Origin of the sequence: Curtobacterium sp. L3-7, from assembly GCF_048756585.1 — a bacterium.
Classification (GTDB): Bacteria; Actinomycetota; Actinomycetes; order Actinomycetales; family Microbacteriaceae; genus Curtobacterium.
The window spans coordinates 3,805,013-3,822,848 of the sequence record NZ_CP151474.1 but is presented as its reverse complement, the minus strand read 5'-3'; the positions used below and the strand labels follow the sequence as shown (position 1 = coordinate 3,822,848).

At 70.2% G+C, this 17,836-nt stretch carries 17 protein-coding genes; 7 read left to right on the top strand and 10 right to left on the bottom strand.

Annotated features, from left to right (window positions below; translation table 11 throughout):
* Positions 1-5 precede the first annotated feature (5 nt).
* Positions 6-986, bottom strand: coding sequence for a putative oxygenase MesX (locus tag AAEP80_RS18285; protein ID WP_420365438.1), 981 nt, complete (start codon positions 984-986; stop codon positions 6-8).
* Positions 987-1,105: 119 nt separating this feature from the next.
* Between AAEP80_RS18285 and AAEP80_RS18280 the strand changes: the two genes are divergently transcribed.
* On the top strand, positions 1,106-2,047 hold the full coding sequence (locus AAEP80_RS18280; protein ID WP_420365437.1) for a LysR family transcriptional regulator: 942 nt from the start codon (positions 1,106-1,108) through the stop codon (positions 2,045-2,047).
* Between the two features lie 26 nt (positions 2,048-2,073).
* Positions 2,074-2,508, top strand: a complete 435-nt coding sequence (locus tag AAEP80_RS18275; protein ID WP_420365436.1) for a hypothetical protein — start codon at positions 2,074-2,076, stop codon at positions 2,506-2,508.
* A gap of 71 nt (positions 2,509-2,579) precedes the next feature.
* On the opposite strand, the gene AAEP80_RS18270 is transcribed toward AAEP80_RS18275, so the two are convergent.
* Positions 2,580-2,834, bottom strand: coding sequence for a hypothetical protein (locus tag AAEP80_RS18270; RefSeq protein ID WP_420365435.1), 255 nt, complete (start codon positions 2,832-2,834; stop codon positions 2,580-2,582).
* 143 nt (positions 2,835-2,977) lie between these two features.
* Between AAEP80_RS18270 and AAEP80_RS18265 the strand changes: the two genes are divergently transcribed.
* The gene (locus AAEP80_RS18265; protein ID WP_420365434.1) at positions 2,978-4,870 is read left to right on the top strand and encodes an ABC transporter ATP-binding protein; all 1,893 of its coding nucleotides are present in this window, start codon (positions 2,978-2,980) and stop codon (positions 4,868-4,870) included.
* Between the two features lie 62 nt (positions 4,871-4,932).
* Here the strand turns inward: AAEP80_RS18265 and AAEP80_RS18260 are convergent, their stop codons facing one another.
* From AAEP80_RS18260 to AAEP80_RS18250, 3 genes are all read right to left on the bottom strand, one after another.
* Positions 4,933-6,993, bottom strand: a complete 2,061-nt coding sequence (locus tag AAEP80_RS18260) for an ArnT family glycosyltransferase (RefSeq protein WP_420365433.1) — start codon at positions 6,991-6,993, stop codon at positions 4,933-4,935.
* Positions 6,994-7,124: 131 nt separating this feature from the next.
* Positions 7,125-8,591, bottom strand: coding sequence for an SDR family NAD(P)-dependent oxidoreductase (locus tag AAEP80_RS18255; protein ID WP_420365432.1), 1,467 nt, complete (start codon positions 8,589-8,591; stop codon positions 7,125-7,127).
* Positions 8,592-8,599: 8 nt separating this feature from the next.
* A complete protein-coding gene (locus AAEP80_RS18250) occupies positions 8,600-9,163 on the bottom strand; it encodes a TetR/AcrR family transcriptional regulator (RefSeq protein ID WP_420365431.1) in 564 nt (187 codons plus the stop codon).
* Between the two features lie 64 nt (positions 9,164-9,227).
* Here AAEP80_RS18250 and AAEP80_RS18245 point away from each other — a divergent pair, with 64 nt between their 5' ends.
* Positions 9,228-9,965, top strand: a complete 738-nt coding sequence (locus tag AAEP80_RS18245; RefSeq protein ID WP_420365430.1) for an SDR family oxidoreductase — start codon at positions 9,228-9,230, stop codon at positions 9,963-9,965.
* A gap of 12 nt (positions 9,966-9,977) precedes the next feature.
* Here AAEP80_RS18245 and AAEP80_RS18240 read toward each other — a convergent pair whose 3' ends face one another.
* Genes AAEP80_RS18240 through AAEP80_RS18230 form a run of 3 tightly spaced genes read right to left on the bottom strand, consistent with a single transcriptional unit; the run spans position 9,978 to position 13,203 of the window.
* Entirely contained in the window at positions 9,978-11,045 is a 1,068-nt protein-coding gene (locus tag AAEP80_RS18240; RefSeq protein WP_420365429.1) for a threonine aldolase family protein, read from the bottom strand.
* Positions 11,042-11,728 carry an SDR family NAD(P)-dependent oxidoreductase gene (locus AAEP80_RS18235; protein WP_420366892.1) on the bottom strand — a complete coding sequence of 229 codons (687 nt, stop codon included), beginning with the start codon at positions 11,726-11,728 and terminating at the stop codon, positions 11,042-11,044. Before AAEP80_RS18235 ends, AAEP80_RS18240 begins: the two co-directional genes overlap by 4 nt.
* A gap of 11 nt (positions 11,729-11,739) precedes the next feature.
* Positions 11,740-13,203 (bottom strand): DUF6421 family protein, encoded by a 1,464-nt coding sequence (locus AAEP80_RS18230; protein WP_420365428.1) that lies wholly within the window; start codon positions 13,201-13,203, stop codon positions 11,740-11,742.
* Between the two features lie 185 nt (positions 13,204-13,388).
* Here AAEP80_RS18230 and AAEP80_RS18225 point away from each other — a divergent pair, with 185 nt between their 5' ends.
* A complete protein-coding gene (locus AAEP80_RS18225; RefSeq protein WP_420365427.1) occupies positions 13,389-14,129 on the top strand; it encodes an HAD family hydrolase in 741 nt (246 codons plus the stop codon).
* On the opposite strand, the gene AAEP80_RS18220 is transcribed toward AAEP80_RS18225, so the two are convergent.
* Entirely contained in the window at positions 14,034-14,447 is a 414-nt protein-coding gene (locus AAEP80_RS18220; RefSeq protein ID WP_420365426.1) for a hypothetical protein, read from the bottom strand. The genes AAEP80_RS18225 and AAEP80_RS18220 overlap by 96 nt on opposite strands.
* A 28-nt stretch (positions 14,448-14,475) precedes the next feature.
* Entirely contained in the window at positions 14,476-15,453 is a 978-nt protein-coding gene (locus tag AAEP80_RS18215) for an SDR family NAD(P)-dependent oxidoreductase (protein WP_420365425.1), read from the bottom strand.
* 132 nt (positions 15,454-15,585) lie between these two features.
* Here AAEP80_RS18215 and AAEP80_RS18210 point away from each other — a divergent pair, with 132 nt between their 5' ends.
* Together AAEP80_RS18210 and AAEP80_RS18205 are read left to right on the top strand one after the other, a co-directional pair.
* Positions 15,586-16,182 carry a TetR/AcrR family transcriptional regulator gene (locus AAEP80_RS18210; RefSeq protein ID WP_420365424.1) on the top strand — a complete coding sequence of 199 codons (597 nt, stop codon included), beginning with the start codon at positions 15,586-15,588 and terminating at the stop codon, positions 16,180-16,182.
* Positions 16,183-16,269: 87 nt separating this feature from the next.
* Positions 16,270-17,832: an MFS transporter gene (locus AAEP80_RS18205; protein WP_420365423.1), complete on the top strand. Its 1,563-nt coding sequence runs from the start codon at positions 16,270-16,272 to the stop codon at positions 17,830-17,832.
* Positions 17,833-17,836 lie beyond the last annotated feature (4 nt).

Genomic DNA, 17,836 nt, shown 5'->3' with positions numbered 1-17,836 from the left:
ACGGTTCAGTGGGTCAGGGCGGCGGGGTTCGTTGCCCACCGCTCGAGGAGTGTTCGGTGCGGCTTCACGAGGTGCTCCTCGGTGTAGCGGCCCTGCGTGACGCCGAGGCGGCTGCGTTCCTCGCGGTCGTAGGCGACTCCGGTCGAGGAGAAGTCCGTGTGCTCGAGGGTCGGACGGTAGGTGCTCGGCGCGGGCGTGTTCGCGTTGTAGATCTCCGGCCGGTAGATCTTCTGGAACGTCTCCATGGTGCTGATCGTGCCGATGAGCTGCAGGTCCGTGTAGTCGCCCAGCAGGTCACCACGCGTGTAGAACGCGAGCGGAGCCTTCCCGCCGGCGGGCATGAAGTAGCGCACCTGCATCCCCATGCGGCCGAAGTAGTCGTCGGTGAGCGACGAGTGCTCGTGCAGGTACTCGGCACCGAGGACCGGGTGCACGGTGCCCGACTGCTGGTAGGTCTGGCTCGTCGAGACGCTGATGCAGACGACGGGCTCGGCGTCGAAGTGGTCCTGGAACGCAGGAGACTCCAGGAAGCGCTGGAAGAGCTGGCCGTGCAGGTACCCGAAGTGCTCGGGGATGCCGGCGCTCTTGTCGAGGGTGGGCAGCAGCACGGAGAAGTCGTAGTCGCGGAGGTACGAGGAGAAGTTGTTGCCGAGGATCCCCTGGTGGCGCTCGCCGGTGTGCTGGTCCACGATCGTGACGTCGAGCATCTCGAGCAGGGGGAACTGCTCGTCCGAACCCCCGTCGACGAAGTGTGCGGCGACCGAGACGATGTCGAGCTCGACCCGGTACCGGTCGCTCGAGGGGTCGCCCGCAGCGAGGTCGTTGCAGCGGCGATCGATCATGGCGATCGCGCGGCGGAGGTTCTGCTGGCGCTGCTCCCCGCGCGCGAGGTTGGCGAAGTTCGTGGTCAGGCGCGAACTGTCGGCGGGGGAGTAGTCCTCGTCGAAGCGGGTCCTGGTGATGCTGAAGGTGAGGTCGTTCGCCATGGTCGGCAGTCCGTACGTCGAGCGCCCGGAGGCGCTGGGGAAGGGGTACCTCGATGATGTCGCGATTAGGAGGCCATCGGGTAATCCCCAAACGCTATGCGCTGGTATAGCCTCCGCCTATGGCTCGTGTCTCGAACGACATCACCCTGCAGCAGCTCCGCTACTTCATCGAGGTCGCGACGGAGGGCTCGATCAGCGCGGCGGCCGACCTGCTCTACGTCGCGCAGCCGACCCTGTCGGCCGCCATGAAGGACCTGGAGGCTCGGATCGGCCGGGCGCTCTTCGTGCGTTCGGCGCGTGGTGTCGTCCTCACCGTCGACGGCGTCGAGTTCCTGGGGTACGCCCGCCAGGTGGTCGAGCAGGTCTCCCTGCTCGAGCAGCGCTACGTCGGCGGGCAGCCGTCGCGTCGGCTGCTCGGGGTCTCCGCCCAGCACTACTCGTTCGCGGTGGAGGCGTTCGTCCGGATGGTGGAGGGTGCCGCCGCGGACGAGTACGAGTTCTCGCTCCGGGAGACGCGCACGTGGGACATCATCGAGGACGTCCGCACGCTGCGGAGCGAGGTGGGCATCCTCTACCGCAACGACTTCAACCGGCAGGTCCTCGGGAAGCTGCTCCGGGACGCCGGAGTCGTGTTCACGCCGCTGTTCGTCGCGGAGCCGCACATCTTCGTGTCCCGGCGGAACCCGATCGCGTCCCAGGCGCGTGCGACGCTCGCCGACCTCGCCGACCTCCCTCGGCTGACGTTCGACCAGGGTGCGAACAACTCCTTCTACCTGGCGGAGGAGATCCTGTCGACGATGTCCAGCAAGCGGGAGATCCGGGTGTCCGACCGGGCGACGATCTTCAACCTGATGATCGGCCTCGGCGGGTACACGATCTCGACCGGGCTCATCAGTGACGACCTCGACCCCGAGATCGTCGCCATCCCGCTCGACGTCGACGAACGCATCGAGATCGGCTGGATCGCGCACGCGTCGGTTCCGCTCACGGTGCAGGCGCAGACGTACCTGGACGAGTTGCGGGCGGTGGTGACCGATTACGGGGTGGAGCCGCTCGGGTGAGCGCTACCGCGATGTAGGTTCCGAGCATGGAACCAGCTCCGGACGACCGCACGGAACGCGCGGACGGGGCCCGTTGGTGGGTCCCGTGGCTCGTGGGCTTCGTCGCGAGCATGGCGGCACTCATCGCCCTCAGCGAGGTGTTCCCCGTCGCCATGGCAGTGCTCGCCGGCTACGGATCGAGCGTCGGCGCCGCGTGGAGGGGCCGCGGGCAAACGGCCGGTCGGGCGACCCGCGGGCACTGGGTCGCGGCCGGATGCTCCGTCGCCCTGTTCGTGGGAATCGGGCTGCTCCTCGGGGCTGCCGGGCTGTCCTTCAGTGACGACCAACGGGGGAACGCGGCCGCCGGTGCCGTGGTCGGCGGGGTCCTGCTCGCCGTCAGCGGTGGTGCGCTGCTCGCGATGATCCTTGCCGTCCGACGACGACGGCCCCGGCGCGGCGCCTTGAACCGACGGCGGTCTTGACGCGGCGTGGACTCGAGTGTCTGTCTCGCCTCAACGCGGACACCACGACCGCGTCGCCGGTTCTTCTTCGCTCAGTTACCGACCCGCCATCGGGACGCTGCTCGTTGGGTCGCTTCAGCTGCTGAGGAGCTCGTCCGAGACGGTCCAGAGCCGCCCCGGTCTTCCGGATGGACGAAGTCGGCGGGGTCAAGGCCGATGAACCGCTGGAACCGCTTCTCTGGCGGGTAGTCGAGCGCCTTCATGATCGCGCCGTGGATCGCGTCCGAGAGAGCGGCACGGTGTGCGTCGAGGGACGCGCGGAGGGCGAAGACGACGACTTGTGCCACGACGGAATGCTATCGAGCGCGCGGAACGCCGGGCCCCGTCCGCTGCGGGGCCCGGTCGCAGGATTGTCGCTGGCCGCCCGTATCCTTGCCACTCGGGCGCCGAGCCGACTCCCCTCGGTCCGGAGCCCACGGAAGGAACAGCCATGAGCATGGAAGGCGCGGCCTGGAGCTCGCTGTACAAGATCTCGACCGCCAGGGACGGCAAGCACGGCATCTCCCGTGAGTCCGTCCCGCGGATCATGACGTTCGCCGTGCCGTACCGGGCCAAGTTGGTGGTCTTCATCCTGCTGTCCGTCGTCGGGGCGTTCCTGGCAGTCGCGACGCCGGTGCTCGCAGGCCAGGTCGTCGACGTCATCGCTGCCAAAGGGGCGGTCGGCACGATCATCTGGCTCGCCGTCGTCATCGCCCTGGTCGCCGTCGCCGACGCCGCCGCGTCGCTCGTGACCCGCTGGTACTCGGCACGGATCGGCGAGGGTGTGATCCTCGACCTCCGCACCGCCGTCTTCAACCACGTGCAGAAGATGCCGATCGCCTTCTTCACCCGGACACGGACGGGTGCGCTCGTCAGCCGTCTCAACAACGACGTGATCGGCGCGCAGCAGGCCTTCAGCGGCACGCTGTCCGGCGTGGTCACGAACATCGTGGCGCTGATCCTCACCCTCGCCGTCATGCTCAGCACGTCGTGGCTCGTGACCGTGCTCGCGGTGGTCATGCTCCCGATCTTCCTCATCCCAGCACGCCGGATGGGCAGCCGGCTCGCTGCGCTCCGCCGCGAGGCCGCTGATCACAACGCAGCGATGAGCACGCAGATGACCGAGCGGTTCTCGGCGCCAGGCGCCACGCTCGTCAAGCTGTTCGGTCGCCCCGACGAAGAGGCCGAGGAGTTCCGGGTGCGCGCCGCCCGCGTCCGCGACATCGGTGTCCGGAGCGCCCTGCTGCAGTTCGTCTTCGTCACCGCGCTCACGCTCGTCTCCGCGCTCGCGCTCGCGCTCGTCTACGGGGTCGGCGGTTCCCTTGCACTCGGTGGGCAGCTGAACACCGGTGACGTGGTGACGCTCGCCCTGCTGCTCACCCGGCTCTACGCCCCGCTGACCAGCCTGGCGAACGCGCGGGTGGAGATCATGAGCGCTGTGGTCAGCTTCGAGCGGGTCTTCGAAGTGCTGGACCTCGAACCGCTCATCCAGGAGAAGCCCGACGCGGGCACCGTCCCGGACGGCCCGGTGTCGGTGGAGTTCGACGACGTCCGCTTCGCGTACCCGTCGGCGGACAAGGTGTCGCTCGCCTCACTCGAAGAGGTGTCGACGCTCGACACCCGCGGTGGCGAAGAGGTCCTGCACGGTGTCTCCTTCCGCATCGAGCCAGGGCAGACCGTCGCGCTCGTCGGGACCTCCGGCGCCGGCAAGTCCACGATCGCGCAGCTCCTGTCGCGGCTGTACGACGTCGACAGCGGCGCGGTACGGCTGGCCGGGAAGGACGTCCGCGACGTCACCTTCGCGTCGATGCGGCACTCCCTCGGCATGGTGACGCAGGACGGCCACCTGTTCCACGAGACCATCCGCTCCAACCTGCGCCTCGCCCGCCCGGAGGCATCCGACGACGAGGTCTGGGACGCCGTCCGCCGTGCTCGGCTCGAGCCGCTCATCCGGTCCCTGCCCGATCAGCTGGACACGATGGTGGGGGAGCGCGGCTACCGGCTGTCCGGTGGTGAACGCCAGCGGATGACCATCGCGCGGCTGCTGCTCGCGCAGCCGCGTGTCGTCATCCTCGACGAGGCGACGGCGGCGCTCGACTCGACGTCCGAGGCCGCGGTGCAGGCAGCACTGAGCGAGGCGCTGGAGGGACGGACCGCGATGGTCATCGCACACCGTCTGTCGACCATCCGCAGCGCTGACTTGATCCTCGTGGTCGAGGACGGGTCGATCGTGGAGCGCGGCACGCACGAGGAACTGTTGGCTGCCGGCGGCCGGTACGAGGAACTGCACCGCACGCAGTTCGCGGTGCAGAAGAACCTGGCTGTCGAGGAGAACCTGCGCTGACGACCCCGGACAGGAGGCGCGGTGCGGGCTGCCACCGTGCCTCCTGTCCGGCCGTTGCCGGGTCAAGCACCGCTGGTCAGGTCGTACATCGTGACGCCACCGACGGTCTGCGCGTCGAAGTTCGCGGCGACCCACGCCGCGATCTTCGTGGCGGCATCGCTCCCGCTACTGCCGCTCGTGTTCGTGGAGCTGCCGATGAACCAGTGCACTCTCCCTTCAGCGACCAAGGTCGTGAACTCCGACAGCGTCGGCGACGGATCGGTGCCGTTGTAGCCGCCGATCGCCATGACCGGGTCGCCCGTCGCGAGCTGGTAGGTGGCGGCGCTGTTCGAGCCGACGGTCGCTGCCGCCCAGGTGTAGTCGTCGGCGTCGGCGGAGAGCGCCGCCACGACCTTCTCCGACACCTCCGTCGAACCACCGAGCAGGTTCGTGCCACCACCGGCACCCCCAGCGGTGCCATCACCCTGGAGCTGGCCGGGAGCCTGACCGCCGGGTGCCTGACCACCGGGTGCCTGACCACCGGGTGCCTGCTGCTGCCCGGGTTGCCCGCCGCCGGCACCCCCGGGCCTACCAATGCCGCCGCCTGGACCCGCCGACGTCACGCTCGGGCCGGCGGAGGGAAGTGCGCCGGTATGCCCCACCGTGGTGGTCTGTACCGAGAACGCCGTCGGCCCGAGCAGTGCCGCGACGAGCACCACCGCGATCGTGGCCGACGCCACACGCCGGCCTCGCGGGGGCACCAGAACCAGCACCGCCCCGACCACCGTCGCGGCCAACACCACCCAGCGGATCCACGGCTGCCACGACGACGCCTGGGTCAGCAGCGCGAAGGACCAGGCCCCGGAGACGGCCACGATCACGGACGTCGCGATCCGCCAGGCGAGCACCGCCCGGCGCTGCCACAAGAGTCCTGCACCGATGCCCACCAGGCCGGCGATGTAGGGGGCGAGAGCGACGGTGTAGTACGGGTGGAAGATCCCGCCCATGAAGCTGAAGACCGCTCCGGTGACGAGCAGCGAACTGCCGAGCACCAGCACGGTCGCCTGGCGTGGGTCGCTGCGGCGCCGGGCGCCGACGGCGACGAGCGACACGACGAGCAACAGCAGCGCGGTCGGTAGGAGCCACGTGACCTGGGTGCCGAACTCCGAGCCGAACAGCCGCGTCAGGCCGGTCGAGCCCCAGGAGCCCGCGCCGGTGGTCCCTCCGGGGACGACGCTGCCGGTCTCGTCGCCGGTGACCCGACCGAGGCCGTTGTAGCCGAAGGTCAGCTCCAGGAAGCTGTTCGTCTGTGACCCGCCGATGTACGGGCGGGCCGACGCCGGGACGAGCTCGACGATCGCGACCCACCATCCGGCGGACACGACGATCGCGGCGGCAGCGGCCGCCAGGTGGCCGAGCCGGCGGAGCACCGGACGGGGCGACGCGACGAGGTAGACGCCGACCAGGGGTGGCAGCACGAGGAACGCCTGCAGCTGCTTCGTCAGGAAGCCGAGTCCGACGAGCACGCCGGCCCACACGACCCAGCGCATCCGCCCGGACTCGATGCCGCGCAGGGTCAGGGCGATCGCTCCGACCGTGAGCAGGACGAGCAGCGCGTCCGGGTTGTCGTAGCGGAACATCAGTGTCGCGACCGGTGTGGTGGCGAGCACCGCGCCGGCGACGAGTGCCGCACCGGCCGAGAACCGGCGACGCACGATCCGGTACAGGATGGCCACCGACGCGACCCCCATCAGCGCCTGGGGAAGCAGGATCGCCCACGAGTTCAGCCCGAACAGTCGGACCGAGATCCCGATCACCCAGAGGAAGGCGGGCGGCTTGTCCACGGTGATGGCGTTCGCGGCGTCGGACGATCCGTAGAAGAACGCCTCCCAGCTCTGGCTTCCGGCCTGCACCGCCGCGGAGTAGAAGGCGTTCGCCCAGCCGTTCACGTCGAGGTTCACGACGTAGAGCACACCCGTCGCCAGCAGCAGGCCGAGCAACGCCGGACGCTCCCACCGGGCGGCATCACCCCGGCCGCGGACCAGTCGTCGCAGTCGATCGCTGACCGTGGGTCGGGCAGCGCTGGCTGCGGCCCTCGCCGACGGTGGGGGCGGCGCGGTGACGTCGGGTGCGTGGGTGGTCATGACGACGATCGTCAGCGACCGTCATCGGCCGCCCATGAGCCACGGCTGCGGTCTTGGTAAGTCGTGTGCAGTCGAGCGGCGTCGACGTCACGACCGAGGGCAGGCGGCCGTGCGCGCCGTGTGCCAGCGCCTCACCAAGAGCTGGGTGCGTAGTCCTTCAAGAAGACGCCGAACACGTCGTCGCCCGCCTCGCCGCGGACGATCGGGTCGTAGACACGGGCAGCCCCGTCGACCAGGTCGAGCGGAGCATGGAAGCCCTCTTCCGCCAGACGGACCTTCGTGGGGTGCGGCCGCTCGTCGGTGATCCACCCGGTGTCGACGCTCGTCATCAGGATGCCGTCGGTCTCGAACATCTCCTGGGCACTCGTGCGCGTCAGCATGTTGACCGCGGCCTTCGCCATGTTCGTGTGCGGGTGCCCTGGCCCCTTGTAGGCGCGGCCGAACACGCCTTCCATGGCGCTGACGTTCACCACGTAGGTGCGCTTCGACTCGCTCGCCGCCATGGACGGGCGGAGCTTCGAGATCAGGATGAACGGCGCGGTGGTGTTGGCCAGCTGCACCTCGAGCATCTCCAGCGGGTCGACCTCGTCGACGTGCTGCGTCCACGAGTTCACGTCGTGCAGGTCCGGGACGAGACCACCGGCGTCGATCGCGGTCCCCATCGCGAGCCGTTCGAGCGAGCTCGAGCCAGGGGCCATGGCCTGCTCGGTGAGTTCATCGGCGCGGGCAGCAGCGGCCGCGAGGATCGGGTGCGCCGTGACGGAGCGGGCGAGTGCCTGCGGGTGCTGGTCGTTCGTGTGCCCGAACGTCACGAGCTCGGGCAGCGGCCCGTCGGGGAGTGGCGCGAGTTCGGCGTCGACGAGGGGCTGGTACGCACCGGTCGACCGGCGCACGGTCTGCGTGGCGTTGTTGATCAGGATGTCGAGGGGCCCAGCGGCGGCGACGTCCTCGGCGAGGCCGATCACCTGGGCGGGGTCGCGCAGGTCGATGCCGACGACCTTGAGGCGCGAGATCCACTCGGCGGAGTCGGGGAGGCTCGAGAACCGGCGCACCGCATCGCGGGGGAATCGCGTCGTGATGGTGGTGTGGGCCCCGTCGCGGAGGAGTCGGAGTGCGATGTACATGCCGATCTTCGCGCGTCCGCCCGTGAGCAGTGCCCGCTTGCCCGTCAGGTCGGTCCGGGCGTCGCGTTTGGCGTGGCTCATCGCGGCGCACGAGGGGCAGAGCTGGTGGTAGAACGCGTCGACCACCGTGTAGTGCTGCTTGCACATGTAGCACGGGCGGGACTTCAGGAGGGTGCCGGCGGTCGAGGCACTGGTCGAGGCGCCGATCGGGATGCCGCGGGTCTCGTCGTCGATGCGGTCGGCGGCGCCGGTCGCGGTCGCGGCGATCACCAAGCGGTCGGCCTCCGCGATGACCGCGCGCTTCTCGAGCCGGTGGGCCCGCTTCACGGCCTTGAACATCTTTGCCGTGGCCTGACGAACCCGCACGAAGTCGGGGTGCCGCTCGTCGATCGACGGTAGCTGCTCGAGGACCCGGAGGGTGGCGTGGAGGTCCTCGGGGAGGATGCCGCTGGGCTCGGGATGCTCGGAGATCACACGGGATTCTACGTTGCGGTGCGGCCGGCGCGCAGTCCGTCCACGACGAGGTCGAGCAGGTGCGGTGCCCGGTCGGCGGCCGACGGCCCGAGCTGCCAGAGGAACGCGACGAGCGCGAGCAGGTCGGGTGGTGACACGTCCGGACGGAGGACGTCGGCGCGCACTCCGGCGTCGAGCAGCGTGGCGATCGCGTCGACGATCTCGTCGTACTGCTCGTCGTGCAGCTGCTGACGGGTGGCCGCGTCCAGGACGTCGGCCAGTGCGTGCTTCTGGTACCCGAAGGCGGCGAGCTCGTCGAGCCAGGACCGGAGTGCCGTCCGCTGGTCGGGCGATCCTGCCGAGGCGCGTGCGGACGCGACCAGTCCCTGGAAGTCCTCGCGGTAGACCTCGGCGAGCAGGGCCTCCCGGCTGGGGAAATGGCGGTAGATGGTTCCCTGACCGACGCCGGCGAGTCGCGCCACGGACTGCATGGTCGTCGCTGGTTCGACGCGCAGCGCCTCCCGCGCGACGTCGACGAGTCGCGCGCGGTTGCGTTCCGCATCGGCGCGGCGGACCGATTGCGAAGCGGACATGTGTCCGGTAGCCTCCCTCGATGAAGCGGACGAGCGTCCGCTTTACTCTAGCGAAAGGAAGACCATGGAGGGGATCCAGGGCAAGGTCGTCGCCGTCACCGGAGCGTCGAGCGGCATCGGCGAGGCGACAGCGCTCCGCCTCGCCGCATCTGGCGCGAAGGTCGTGCTCGGCGCCCGCCGGGTCGACCGGCTCGCGTCCGTCGTCGAACGGATCACCGCTGCCGGCGGCGAAGCCGTCGCGGTCGAGACCGACGTCCGCAGCCGGGAGGCGCTGCACGCGTTGGTCGCGTCGGCTCGGTCCCGATTCGGTCGCCTCGACGTGCTCCACCAGAACGCCGGCAGCATGGCGGTCTCCCCGTTCGACGCCCTCGACGTCGACGGCTGGCAGCAGATGGTCGACGTCAACCTGGTCGGGGTCCTCAACGGGATCGCCGCAGCGCTGCCGGTGTTCCGCGAGCAGGGGTTCGGGCACTTCGTGCACACGGCCTCGACATCGGCGCACCGCATCGTGCCGGCGCAGGGTGTGTACGCGGCGACCAAGACCGCGGTGCGGGTCCTCAGTGAAGCGCTGCGACAAGAGGCCGGCCCCGGCCTCCGGGTCACGGTCGTCTCGCCCGGCTTCACCGCCACCGAGGGCGTCACGAAGACGGACGACCCCGAGCAGCGCGCCGCGCTCGAGGCCCGGATGGCCGCGATCGCCATGCCCGCCGATGCGGTGGCGGCTGCCGTCGCCTACGCGATCGCCCAGCCGGCGGGTGTCGACGTCGGCGAGGTGATCATCCGACCCACGGCGCAGGACTGATCGGCGACGCTGTCAGCCGAGCTCCCGCGTGAGGGCCGCCACGAAGGCGTCGATGTCCTGCTCCGAGGTGTCGAACGAGCACATCCACCGCACCTCGTTCCGGCTGGCGTCCCAGTCGTAGAACCGGAAGTGCTCGCGGAGCCGATCGGCCACGCCTGCCGGCAGCGTCGCGAACACCCCGTTCGACTGCGTCTCCTGGCTGAACCCGACGCCCTGGATGCTGCCGTCGGCGATCCCGGCCTCGAGTGCGCCACGGAGCCGCTGCGCCATGGCGTTCGCGTGCGAGGCCGAGCGGAGGTAGAGGTCGTCGGTGAGGAGCGCGATGAGCTGCGCCGACACGAACCGCATCTTCGACGAGAGCTGCATGTTCATCTTGCGGAGGTACTGCAGCCCCTCGGACGCGGCGGGGTTCAGCACGACGATCGCCTCGCCGTAGAGCATCCCGTTCTTGGTGCCGCCGAAGCTCAGCACGTCGACGCCGGCGTCGGTGGTGAAGTCGCGGAGGGGGAGCCCGAGGGTCGCGGCGGCGTTGGAGATGCGGGCGCCGTCCATGTGCAGCGTCATGCCGAGCGGGTGGACGTGGTCTGCGATCGCCCGGATCTCCTCGACGGTGTACGCGGTGCCGAGTTCGGTGGTCTGGGTGATCGACACGACGAGCGGCTGGGCACGGTGTTCGTCGCCCCAGCCCCATGCCTCGCGGTCGATCAGCTCGGGCGTGAGCTTGCCGTCCGGGGCGTCGACGGTGAGGAGCTTCATGCCGCCGACCCGTTCCGGCGCGCCTGCCTCGTCGGTGTGGATGTGGGCGGTCGACGTGCACACGACGGCGCCCCACCGCGGCAGCATCGACTGCAGTCCGACGACGTTCGCACCGGTGCCGTTGAACACCGGGAACGCCTCTGCCTGCGCCCCGAAGTGCTGCCGGATCACGTCGTTGAGCCGCGCCGTGTAGACGTCCTCGCCGTAGGCGATCTGGTGGCCCTGGTTGGCCGCGGCGATCGCGTCGAGGATCTCGGGGTGGACGCCGGCGTAGTTGTCGGAGGCGAAGCCCCGCAGGTCCAGGTCGTGGAGTTGGAGGGTCACTGGTTCATCCTAGGGAGCGGGGCGGCAGGAGGCTGGGCCGACGGGGAGATGGGGAGTCGAGCGCCGTTCACGTCGGCGGGCGCGGCAGACCAGAGCCGGACGACCTCGTCGCCGAGCCGTTCCTCGAGTCCGTCGAGCGCACGGACGACGAAGATCGCGGCTGCGGCCTGCGGCGCGCGCTTCCGGAAGCCCTGGGCCACGGCACGCACCCAGGCGTCGGCCGCGGCCTTGGCGGCGGCGTAGTTCGCGCCGCCGGCGGTGGGGGAGTCGACCGCGGTGGACGACACGATCGCGAGCCGACCGGCCGGCGACGCGACGAGGTCGTCGTCGAACACCCTGGTCGTGTTCCGCAGGGTCCGGAAGCCCCGGTCGAAGAAGTCCCAGTCCTCGTCGGACTGGCCCGCGAGGCCACCGCTACCGCGCCAGCCGCCGACGAGGTGGACCAGGCCGTCGACCGGACCGACGGAGTCGTGGATCGCGGCGGCCAACGAGATGACCGCACCGTGGTCCGAGAGGTCGCACGTGTGGGTGGTGACGCCCGGGACGGACGTGCGCAGTGCCTCCAGTGCGTCGGATCGGGTGCCGACGGCGACGACGCCCGCACCGGCGGAGGTGAGTGCGCGCGCGACGGCCGCGCCGCTGGCGCTGGTCGCTCCTGCGATCAGCACCACGCGGCCGGCCATGGGCCCAGCGCTCACGCGGCGTCCGCGACGTCGGCGGGTGCGACGGACGAAGCGCCGGTGATGCCGGCCGTCGACGCGATGACCGCGGCCATCTTCTTGTTGAGCGCCTCGTAGAACATGGACAGCGGGAACTCGTCGTCGAGCACCGCGTCGGTGTAGCCCTTCGGCGGTCCGGCGAGCGTCTCGGCGGGCAGCCCCTGCGCCCAGCGGGAGGCCGGGTGCGGCGTGAGCGTCCGGGTCAGCATCTCGTAGGCGGCGAGCCAGTGCGCCGACTTCGGCCGATCGATGGAGCGCCAGTACAGCTCGTTGATCTGGTCGCTGAGCGCGATGATGACGTCCGGCACCTCGTCCCAGTCGATCGTGAGCTGCGTGTCCGTCCAGTGCAGGACGTCGTGCTGGTGCATCCACGCGAAGAGCAGCTGGCCGCCGAGTCCGTCGTAGTTCCGGACGCGGCTGCCGGTGATCGCGAACCGGAAGATGCGGTCGAAGACCACGGCGTACTGCACGAGCCGCGCATGGTCGCGGATTGCGAGTTCTGCGCTGCTGAGTTCTGGGCGCGCGGAGAGTTCCCGATCCAGCCGCACCGATTCACGGAATGCGGTCAGATCGCACCGGAGTTCTTCGAGCGAGTAGAGGAAGAACGGCATCCGCTGCTTGATCATGAACGGGTCGAACGGCAGATCGCCGCGCATGTGGGAACGGTCGTGGATGATGTCCCACATCACGAAGACGCGCTCCGTGAGTTCTTGGTCGTCGAGCATCGCGGCTGCTTCGGCGGGCAGCTCGAGTTTGGTGATGTCCGCTGCGGCGCGGACGACCCGCCGGTAGCGCGCGGCTTCGCGGTCCTGGAAGATCGCGCCCCACGTGAACGCCGGGATCTCCCGCATCGCCACGGTCTCCGGGAACAGCACCGCGGAGTTCGTGTCGTAGCCGGGGGTGAAGTCGACGAAGCGGAGTGCGACGAAGAGTGCGTTGTCGTAGTCGCCGGCTTCCAGCTCCGCGATGAACTCGGGCCAGATGACCTCGACCAGGACGGCTTCGACGAGCCGCGAGGAACTGCCGTTCTGCGTCACCATCGGGAACACGACGAGGTGGCCGAGTCCGTCCACCCGGTGCTGTTGCGGCTGGAACGCGTTCAGGGAGTCCAGGAAGTCCGGGACGCCGAATCCCTCCTGTTCCCACCGCGAGAAGTCGCGCTGCAATGCAGCGAGGTACGCCGCATCGTGCGGAAAGTGCGGTGCCAGTTCGGCGACGGCCGGGAGGATCGTGGCCAGGTACCCGGACGCGGTCCGGTGATCCGACGGGTCGGGTATCGAGCCGTCCTGCGTCTGCAGGGATCGGAACGACACGACGGCGTCCTTGAGGCGGTGCCACGCGGGAAGTGCTGCGACCTCGCGCACGTCCAGGCGGTCCTCGACGACCTCGGGCTCACCGACGATGGCGTCCTGCGTGAACCTCTGGACGAATTGCGACATGTCGAACCTCCCGTCATCGGGTCGGCCGCTGCGGTGCGGCGTGGAACGTGCTTTTTCTGAGCCTAGGGAAAAGCGGCGGACGGAAAGTTGCCCATCTCCGGCGGATTCGTGCGCATTCCGCGGCGTCGCGCGCGGTATCGCGGCTCCCGCGCAACGTTCTGCCATCGGGGTCCTACTCTGTGGGGGTGGGGACGCTGCGAGCGGTCGGGTTCGACCTGGACGGGACGCTCTTCGACCACCGCGGTTCGGCACGTGCCGGCGCGTCTGCATTCCTCGGAGGGCTCGGGCTGGACGTCACCGAGGCGGTACTCGACGCGTGGTGCGCTGCCGAGGACGAGCAGTTCGAGCGGTGGCGTTCGGGGGAGATCAGCTTCCAGGAGCAGCGTCGGGAGCGTCTCCGGAGCGTGCTGCCACCGCTCGGCATCGACGTTCCGGACGATGACGTCGGGCTGGACGCGCTGTTCGAGGACTACGTGCGCGCGTACCGGGCCTCCTGGCGGGCGTTCCCTGATGCACTGCCGCTGCTGCACCGACTGCGGTCCCGCGGGTTCCGGCTCGGCGTCCTGACCAACGGGACGGAGGAGCAGCAGCGCGACAAGCTGGCACGCACCGGCTTGGACGGCGCGTTCGACGTCGTCTGCACCTCGGAGCGCATCGGGTTCCAGAAGCCGGACGAGCGGGCGTTCCTGACGCTGGCCGGCGAGTTGGGGGTGGCCCCTGCCGACTGCCTCTTCGTCGGGGACGACCCCGCGCACGACATCGCCGGCGCGCGTGCTGCCGGGATGTGGGCGGTGCTGGTCGACCCTGCTGCGGGTCTGCGCGACGTCGTCCTAGAAGAGGTGGCCCGCACTCGCGGTGTGCGTCACGACCTCGGCCGCGAGGAACGTGACGACCACGCCGGCGAGTGTGCCCAGCCCGACGAGTGACGTCGCTCGTCCGCGGACCCGGCGGGCGACGGCCCAGCAGGTCCCGAGGACGAGGACGAGCACGGTCACGGTCGGGTGCCAGACGAGCACGGCGCTGCCCGCGCGGTAGTCACACCCCGGGGACGGCATCGCGCAGGCGTCGAAGGCCATCTGGCTGATGACCACGGCGAACCACGCTGCCGGCGCGGCGAGGTAGCTCACCGCGAGGGCAGCGATCGTCACGGTGAGGTCGACCGCGCCCGGCTTCCGCTGTGCTCGTGCGGGACGGAGCGCCAGGTCATCGCCGGGGTCGTCAAACGCGCTCAGTCGTTCCCCCATCCGCCCACGATAGGGCCTCACGAGCCAGTCAGGCGAGGAGCTGCTCCGTGAGCGTCCACAGCCGCCGGGCGTCGTCGGGGTCGAGCATCGCCGAGTTGGCGTCCGCTGGGATGCTGTCGGCGGTGAGTGGTCGGACCTCGTCGTCGATCACGGCGACGTCGCCGTCCTTCAGGTAGACCCCGCCGATGCCGTCGAGCAACGGGCTCGCGGCGCCGAGCACGAGCGTCGCCGCGCCCTGCTCGATCGTCTTCTTGCCGTTCGACGGGTCGACGATCGTCGCGCCGTGCTCGTCGACGAGCCCCTGCTGGCGGTAGGACGCGATGCGGCTCGGGTCGTGCGGGCCCGGTCCGATGATCACGCCGGGGTGCGCGGCGAGGGCCCTGATGCCCTGGCCGGCGTACCGCCGGTCGAGTTCGACCGTGAAGAGCACGTTCGCCCGCTTCGCCTGCCCGTAGGCGGCGCCTGCGTCGTACCCGCTGGCGAACGCCAGGTCGTCCCAGCGGATCTGCCCGTTCCGAGCCGCGCCGGACGTGACGGTGAGGACCCGCGCACCACGAGCCTCCAGGAGGGCGGGGAGGAGTGCCCGCGTGAGCTGGAAGTGCCCCAGGTGCGCCGTCGAGAACGAGCGCTCGTTCCCGCGCGCGTCGAGCTGGCGGTCCGGGGTGAAGAGTGTCGAGGCGTTGTTCACCAGCGCGTGGAGCGGGCGGCCGGAGGCCGACCACCGTGTGGCGAAGGCGTCGATCGACGCCGGGTCGGTGAGGTCGAGCTGTTCCACTCTGACGCCGGGGATGTCGGCGACCGCTGCGGAAGCGCGATCGGTGTCCCGTGCGGCGACGGTCACGGACGCTCCCGCCGCGGCGAGTGCGCGGCTGGTCTCGTGACCGAGTCGGCCGTGGCCGCCCGTGACGACGACGTTGCGGCCGGCGAGGTCGATGCCCGCGAGGACCTCGTCCGCGGTGGTCGCGGCCGTGAAGCCGGTGCCGATGGGGTGCTGATCGGTGATCATGACGGTCCTTCCCGGAGGCTGTGGTCGCCGAAACGGAGCGACGTTCCGGAACAATACGGAACGTTGATCCGGATTGCAAGCGGAAACGGAGCGATGTTCCGTTCTCCGGCGCGGGCATGCGATGATCGAGTGGTGAGCACGACGCCGACCGGGGATGACGCGCCTCGGCGTCGGCGCGATGTCGAGCGGAACGAGCGGGCGATCCTGGACGCCGCTGGCGGGGTGTTCGCTGCATCAGGCGTCGGCGCTCCCGTGCGCGAGGTCGCTGCGGCGGCCGGCGTCGGCGTGGGGACGCTCTACCGGCACTTCCCGACCCGTTCCGACCTGGTCGTCGCGGTCTACCGGCACCAGATCGTCGCCTGCGCCGAAGCCGGGCCGGCGCTGCTCGCGTCAGAGCCGACGCCGTTCGTGGCGGTCCTCCGCTGGGTGCACCAGTTCGTCGACTTCCTCGGGACGAAGCACGGGCTGGCGCGGGTGTGGGAGGGCGACACCGACGGGTTCACCGCGCTGCACTCGCTGTTCATCGACGAGCTCGTACCGGTGCTCGGCCGGCTGCTCGACGCCGCTCGGGACTCGGGGGAGGTGGTCGCGTCGATCGCGCCGTACCAGCTGCTCCGTGCCGTGGGCGATCTCGTCGCGTGGAGCCCGCGGGACCCGGACTACGACGTCCGGACGAGCGTGACGCTCCTGGTGACGGGGTTGCGGCAGCCGCAGCCCGAGGCCCCGTAGCGCAACTGCATCGCGTGGCGATCGGGGTACGCGTCATCCCGTTCGGCTGACGACGGGTGGGGCGGACGGGCCTACCGTGGGGTCGTCATGGCAGCCGAACACCGCAAACCCGTCGAGCCCGATGCGGCTCCCAGCGTCGAACACCACGGCGCGCACCACGTAGCGACCTCCGATGCGCCGTCGAGCGGGTCGCCCGATCCGCGCGCCACGCCGGCGGACTCCGGCGACCAGCCGGACCCGAACCGCTGGAAGGCGCTCGTCATCTGCCTCCTCGGCGGCGGCATCGTCCTGCTCGACGTGTCGATCGTCAACGTCGCGCTGCAGTCCATCTCGACCGGTCTCCCGGGAGCGACCCCAGAGGCCGTCCAGTGGATCCTGTCCGGGTACGCGCTGTCGTTCGGCCTGTTGCTCGTCCCCGGTGGGCGTCTCGGGGACGCGACCGGACGCCGTCGCATGTTCGTCATCGGCGTCGGGCTGTTCACGCTCGCGAGCGCCCTCTGCGGCTTCGCCCCGAACGGCATCGTCCTGGTGATCGCACGCCTGGTGCAGGGTCTCGCGGGCGGCCTCCTCACGCCACAGGTCACCGCCCTCATCCAGCAGCTGTTCCGCGGCAAGGAGCGCGGCACCGCGTTCGGGCTGTTCGGTGCGACCGTGGGCATCGCCACCGCGATCGGCCCGCTCGTCGGTGGCCTGCTCATCACCGCGTTCGGCACCGAGAACGGCTGGCGGTTCGTCTTCTTCGTGAACCTGCCGTTCGGGCTCGTCACGATCCTGCTGGCGATGCGGTACCTCCCCGCGGCCAGTGCGCACGAGCGTGGGAAGAAGCACGACTTCGACCCGGTCGGCATCGCACTGCTCGGTGCCGCGGTGGTCGCCCTGCTGCTGCCGTTCGTGCAGTCGCAGGAGTGGAAGGGCAACGCGAAGTGGTGGCTCGTGGTGGTCGCCGTCGTGCTCGCCGTGCTGTTCGTCCTCTGGGAGCGGCACTACGGCCGGACGAAGGAACCGGTGGTCGACCTCGCGCTCTTCCGGCGCCGGTCGTTCTCGCTCGGTGTGGGGCTCGCGACGCTCTACTTCGCCGGGTTCACCCCGCTGTTCTTCGTCCTCACGCTCGCACTGCAGTCGGGACTGCAATACTCGGCGCTGCTGGCGGGGCTGTCATCGGTGCCGTTCGCGATCGGCTCCGGCATCGCGTCGACGATCGGCGGACGGATCGTGCACCGGTTCGGCCGTCAGCTCATCGTGATCGGGACGATCCTCGTGCTCATCGGCCTCGGTGCGGTGATCTGGGTCGTCGCGAACCACTACCGGTCGGACCTCGGCTGGTGGCTGGTCCTGCCGCTGCTGATCGCGGGCATCGGCTCCGGGCTCACGATCTCCCCGAACCAGACCCTGACGCTGTCCGAGGTCCCGGTCGAGCAGGGCGGCTCCGCCGGCGGGCTCATCCAGGTCGGCGCCCGGGTGGGGTCGGCGATCGGCATCGCGGCGGTCGGCAGCGTGTTCTACTCGGCGCTCGCGAGCTCGCGCGGTGACTACGCGAACGGGCTGCCGCTCGGACTCGGCGTGGCGCTCGGGTTCGTCGGCGCGGCGCTCCTCGCCGGCATCGTCGACGTCGTGATCGGGAGGGTGCGGGGCACGGAGGCGACGGTCTGAGCCG

Excerpts from the sequence above, each read along its gene's own strand:
- AAEP80_RS18285 (WP_420365438.1), bottom strand. The coding sequence starts at position 986 with ATGGCGAACGACCTCACCTTCAGCATCACCAGGACCCGCTTCGACGAG.
- AAEP80_RS18280 (WP_420365437.1), top strand. The coding sequence starts at position 1,106 with ATGGCTCGTGTCTCGAACGACATCACCCTGCAGCAGCTCCGCTACTTC.
- AAEP80_RS18275 (WP_420365436.1), top strand. The coding sequence starts at position 2,074 with ATGGAACCAGCTCCGGACGACCGCACGGAACGCGCGGACGGGGCCCGT.
- AAEP80_RS18265 (WP_420365434.1), top strand. The coding sequence starts at position 2,978 with ATGAGCATGGAAGGCGCGGCCTGGAGCTCGCTGTACAAGATCTCGACC.
- AAEP80_RS18260 (WP_420365433.1), bottom strand. The coding sequence starts at position 6,993 with ATGACCACCCACGCACCCGACGTCACCGCGCCGCCCCCACCGTCGGCG.
- AAEP80_RS18250 (WP_420365431.1), bottom strand. The coding sequence starts at position 9,163 with ATGTCCGCTTCGCAATCGGTCCGCCGCGCCGATGCGGAACGCAACCGC.
- AAEP80_RS18245 (WP_420365430.1), top strand. The coding sequence starts at position 9,228 with ATGGAGGGGATCCAGGGCAAGGTCGTCGCCGTCACCGGAGCGTCGAGC.
- AAEP80_RS18235 (WP_420366892.1), bottom strand. The coding sequence starts at position 11,728 with ATGGCCGGCCGCGTGGTGCTGATCGCAGGAGCGACCAGCGCCAGCGGC.
- AAEP80_RS18230 (WP_420365428.1), bottom strand. The coding sequence starts at position 13,203 with ATGTCGCAATTCGTCCAGAGGTTCACGCAGGACGCCATCGTCGGTGAG.
- AAEP80_RS18220 (WP_420365426.1), bottom strand. The coding sequence starts at position 14,447 with ATGGGGGAACGACTGAGCGCGTTTGACGACCCCGGCGATGACCTGGCG.
- AAEP80_RS18215 (WP_420365425.1), bottom strand. The coding sequence starts at position 15,453 with ATGATCACCGATCAGCACCCCATCGGCACCGGCTTCACGGCCGCGACC.
- AAEP80_RS18205 (WP_420365423.1), top strand. The coding sequence starts at position 16,270 with ATGGCAGCCGAACACCGCAAACCCGTCGAGCCCGATGCGGCTCCCAGC.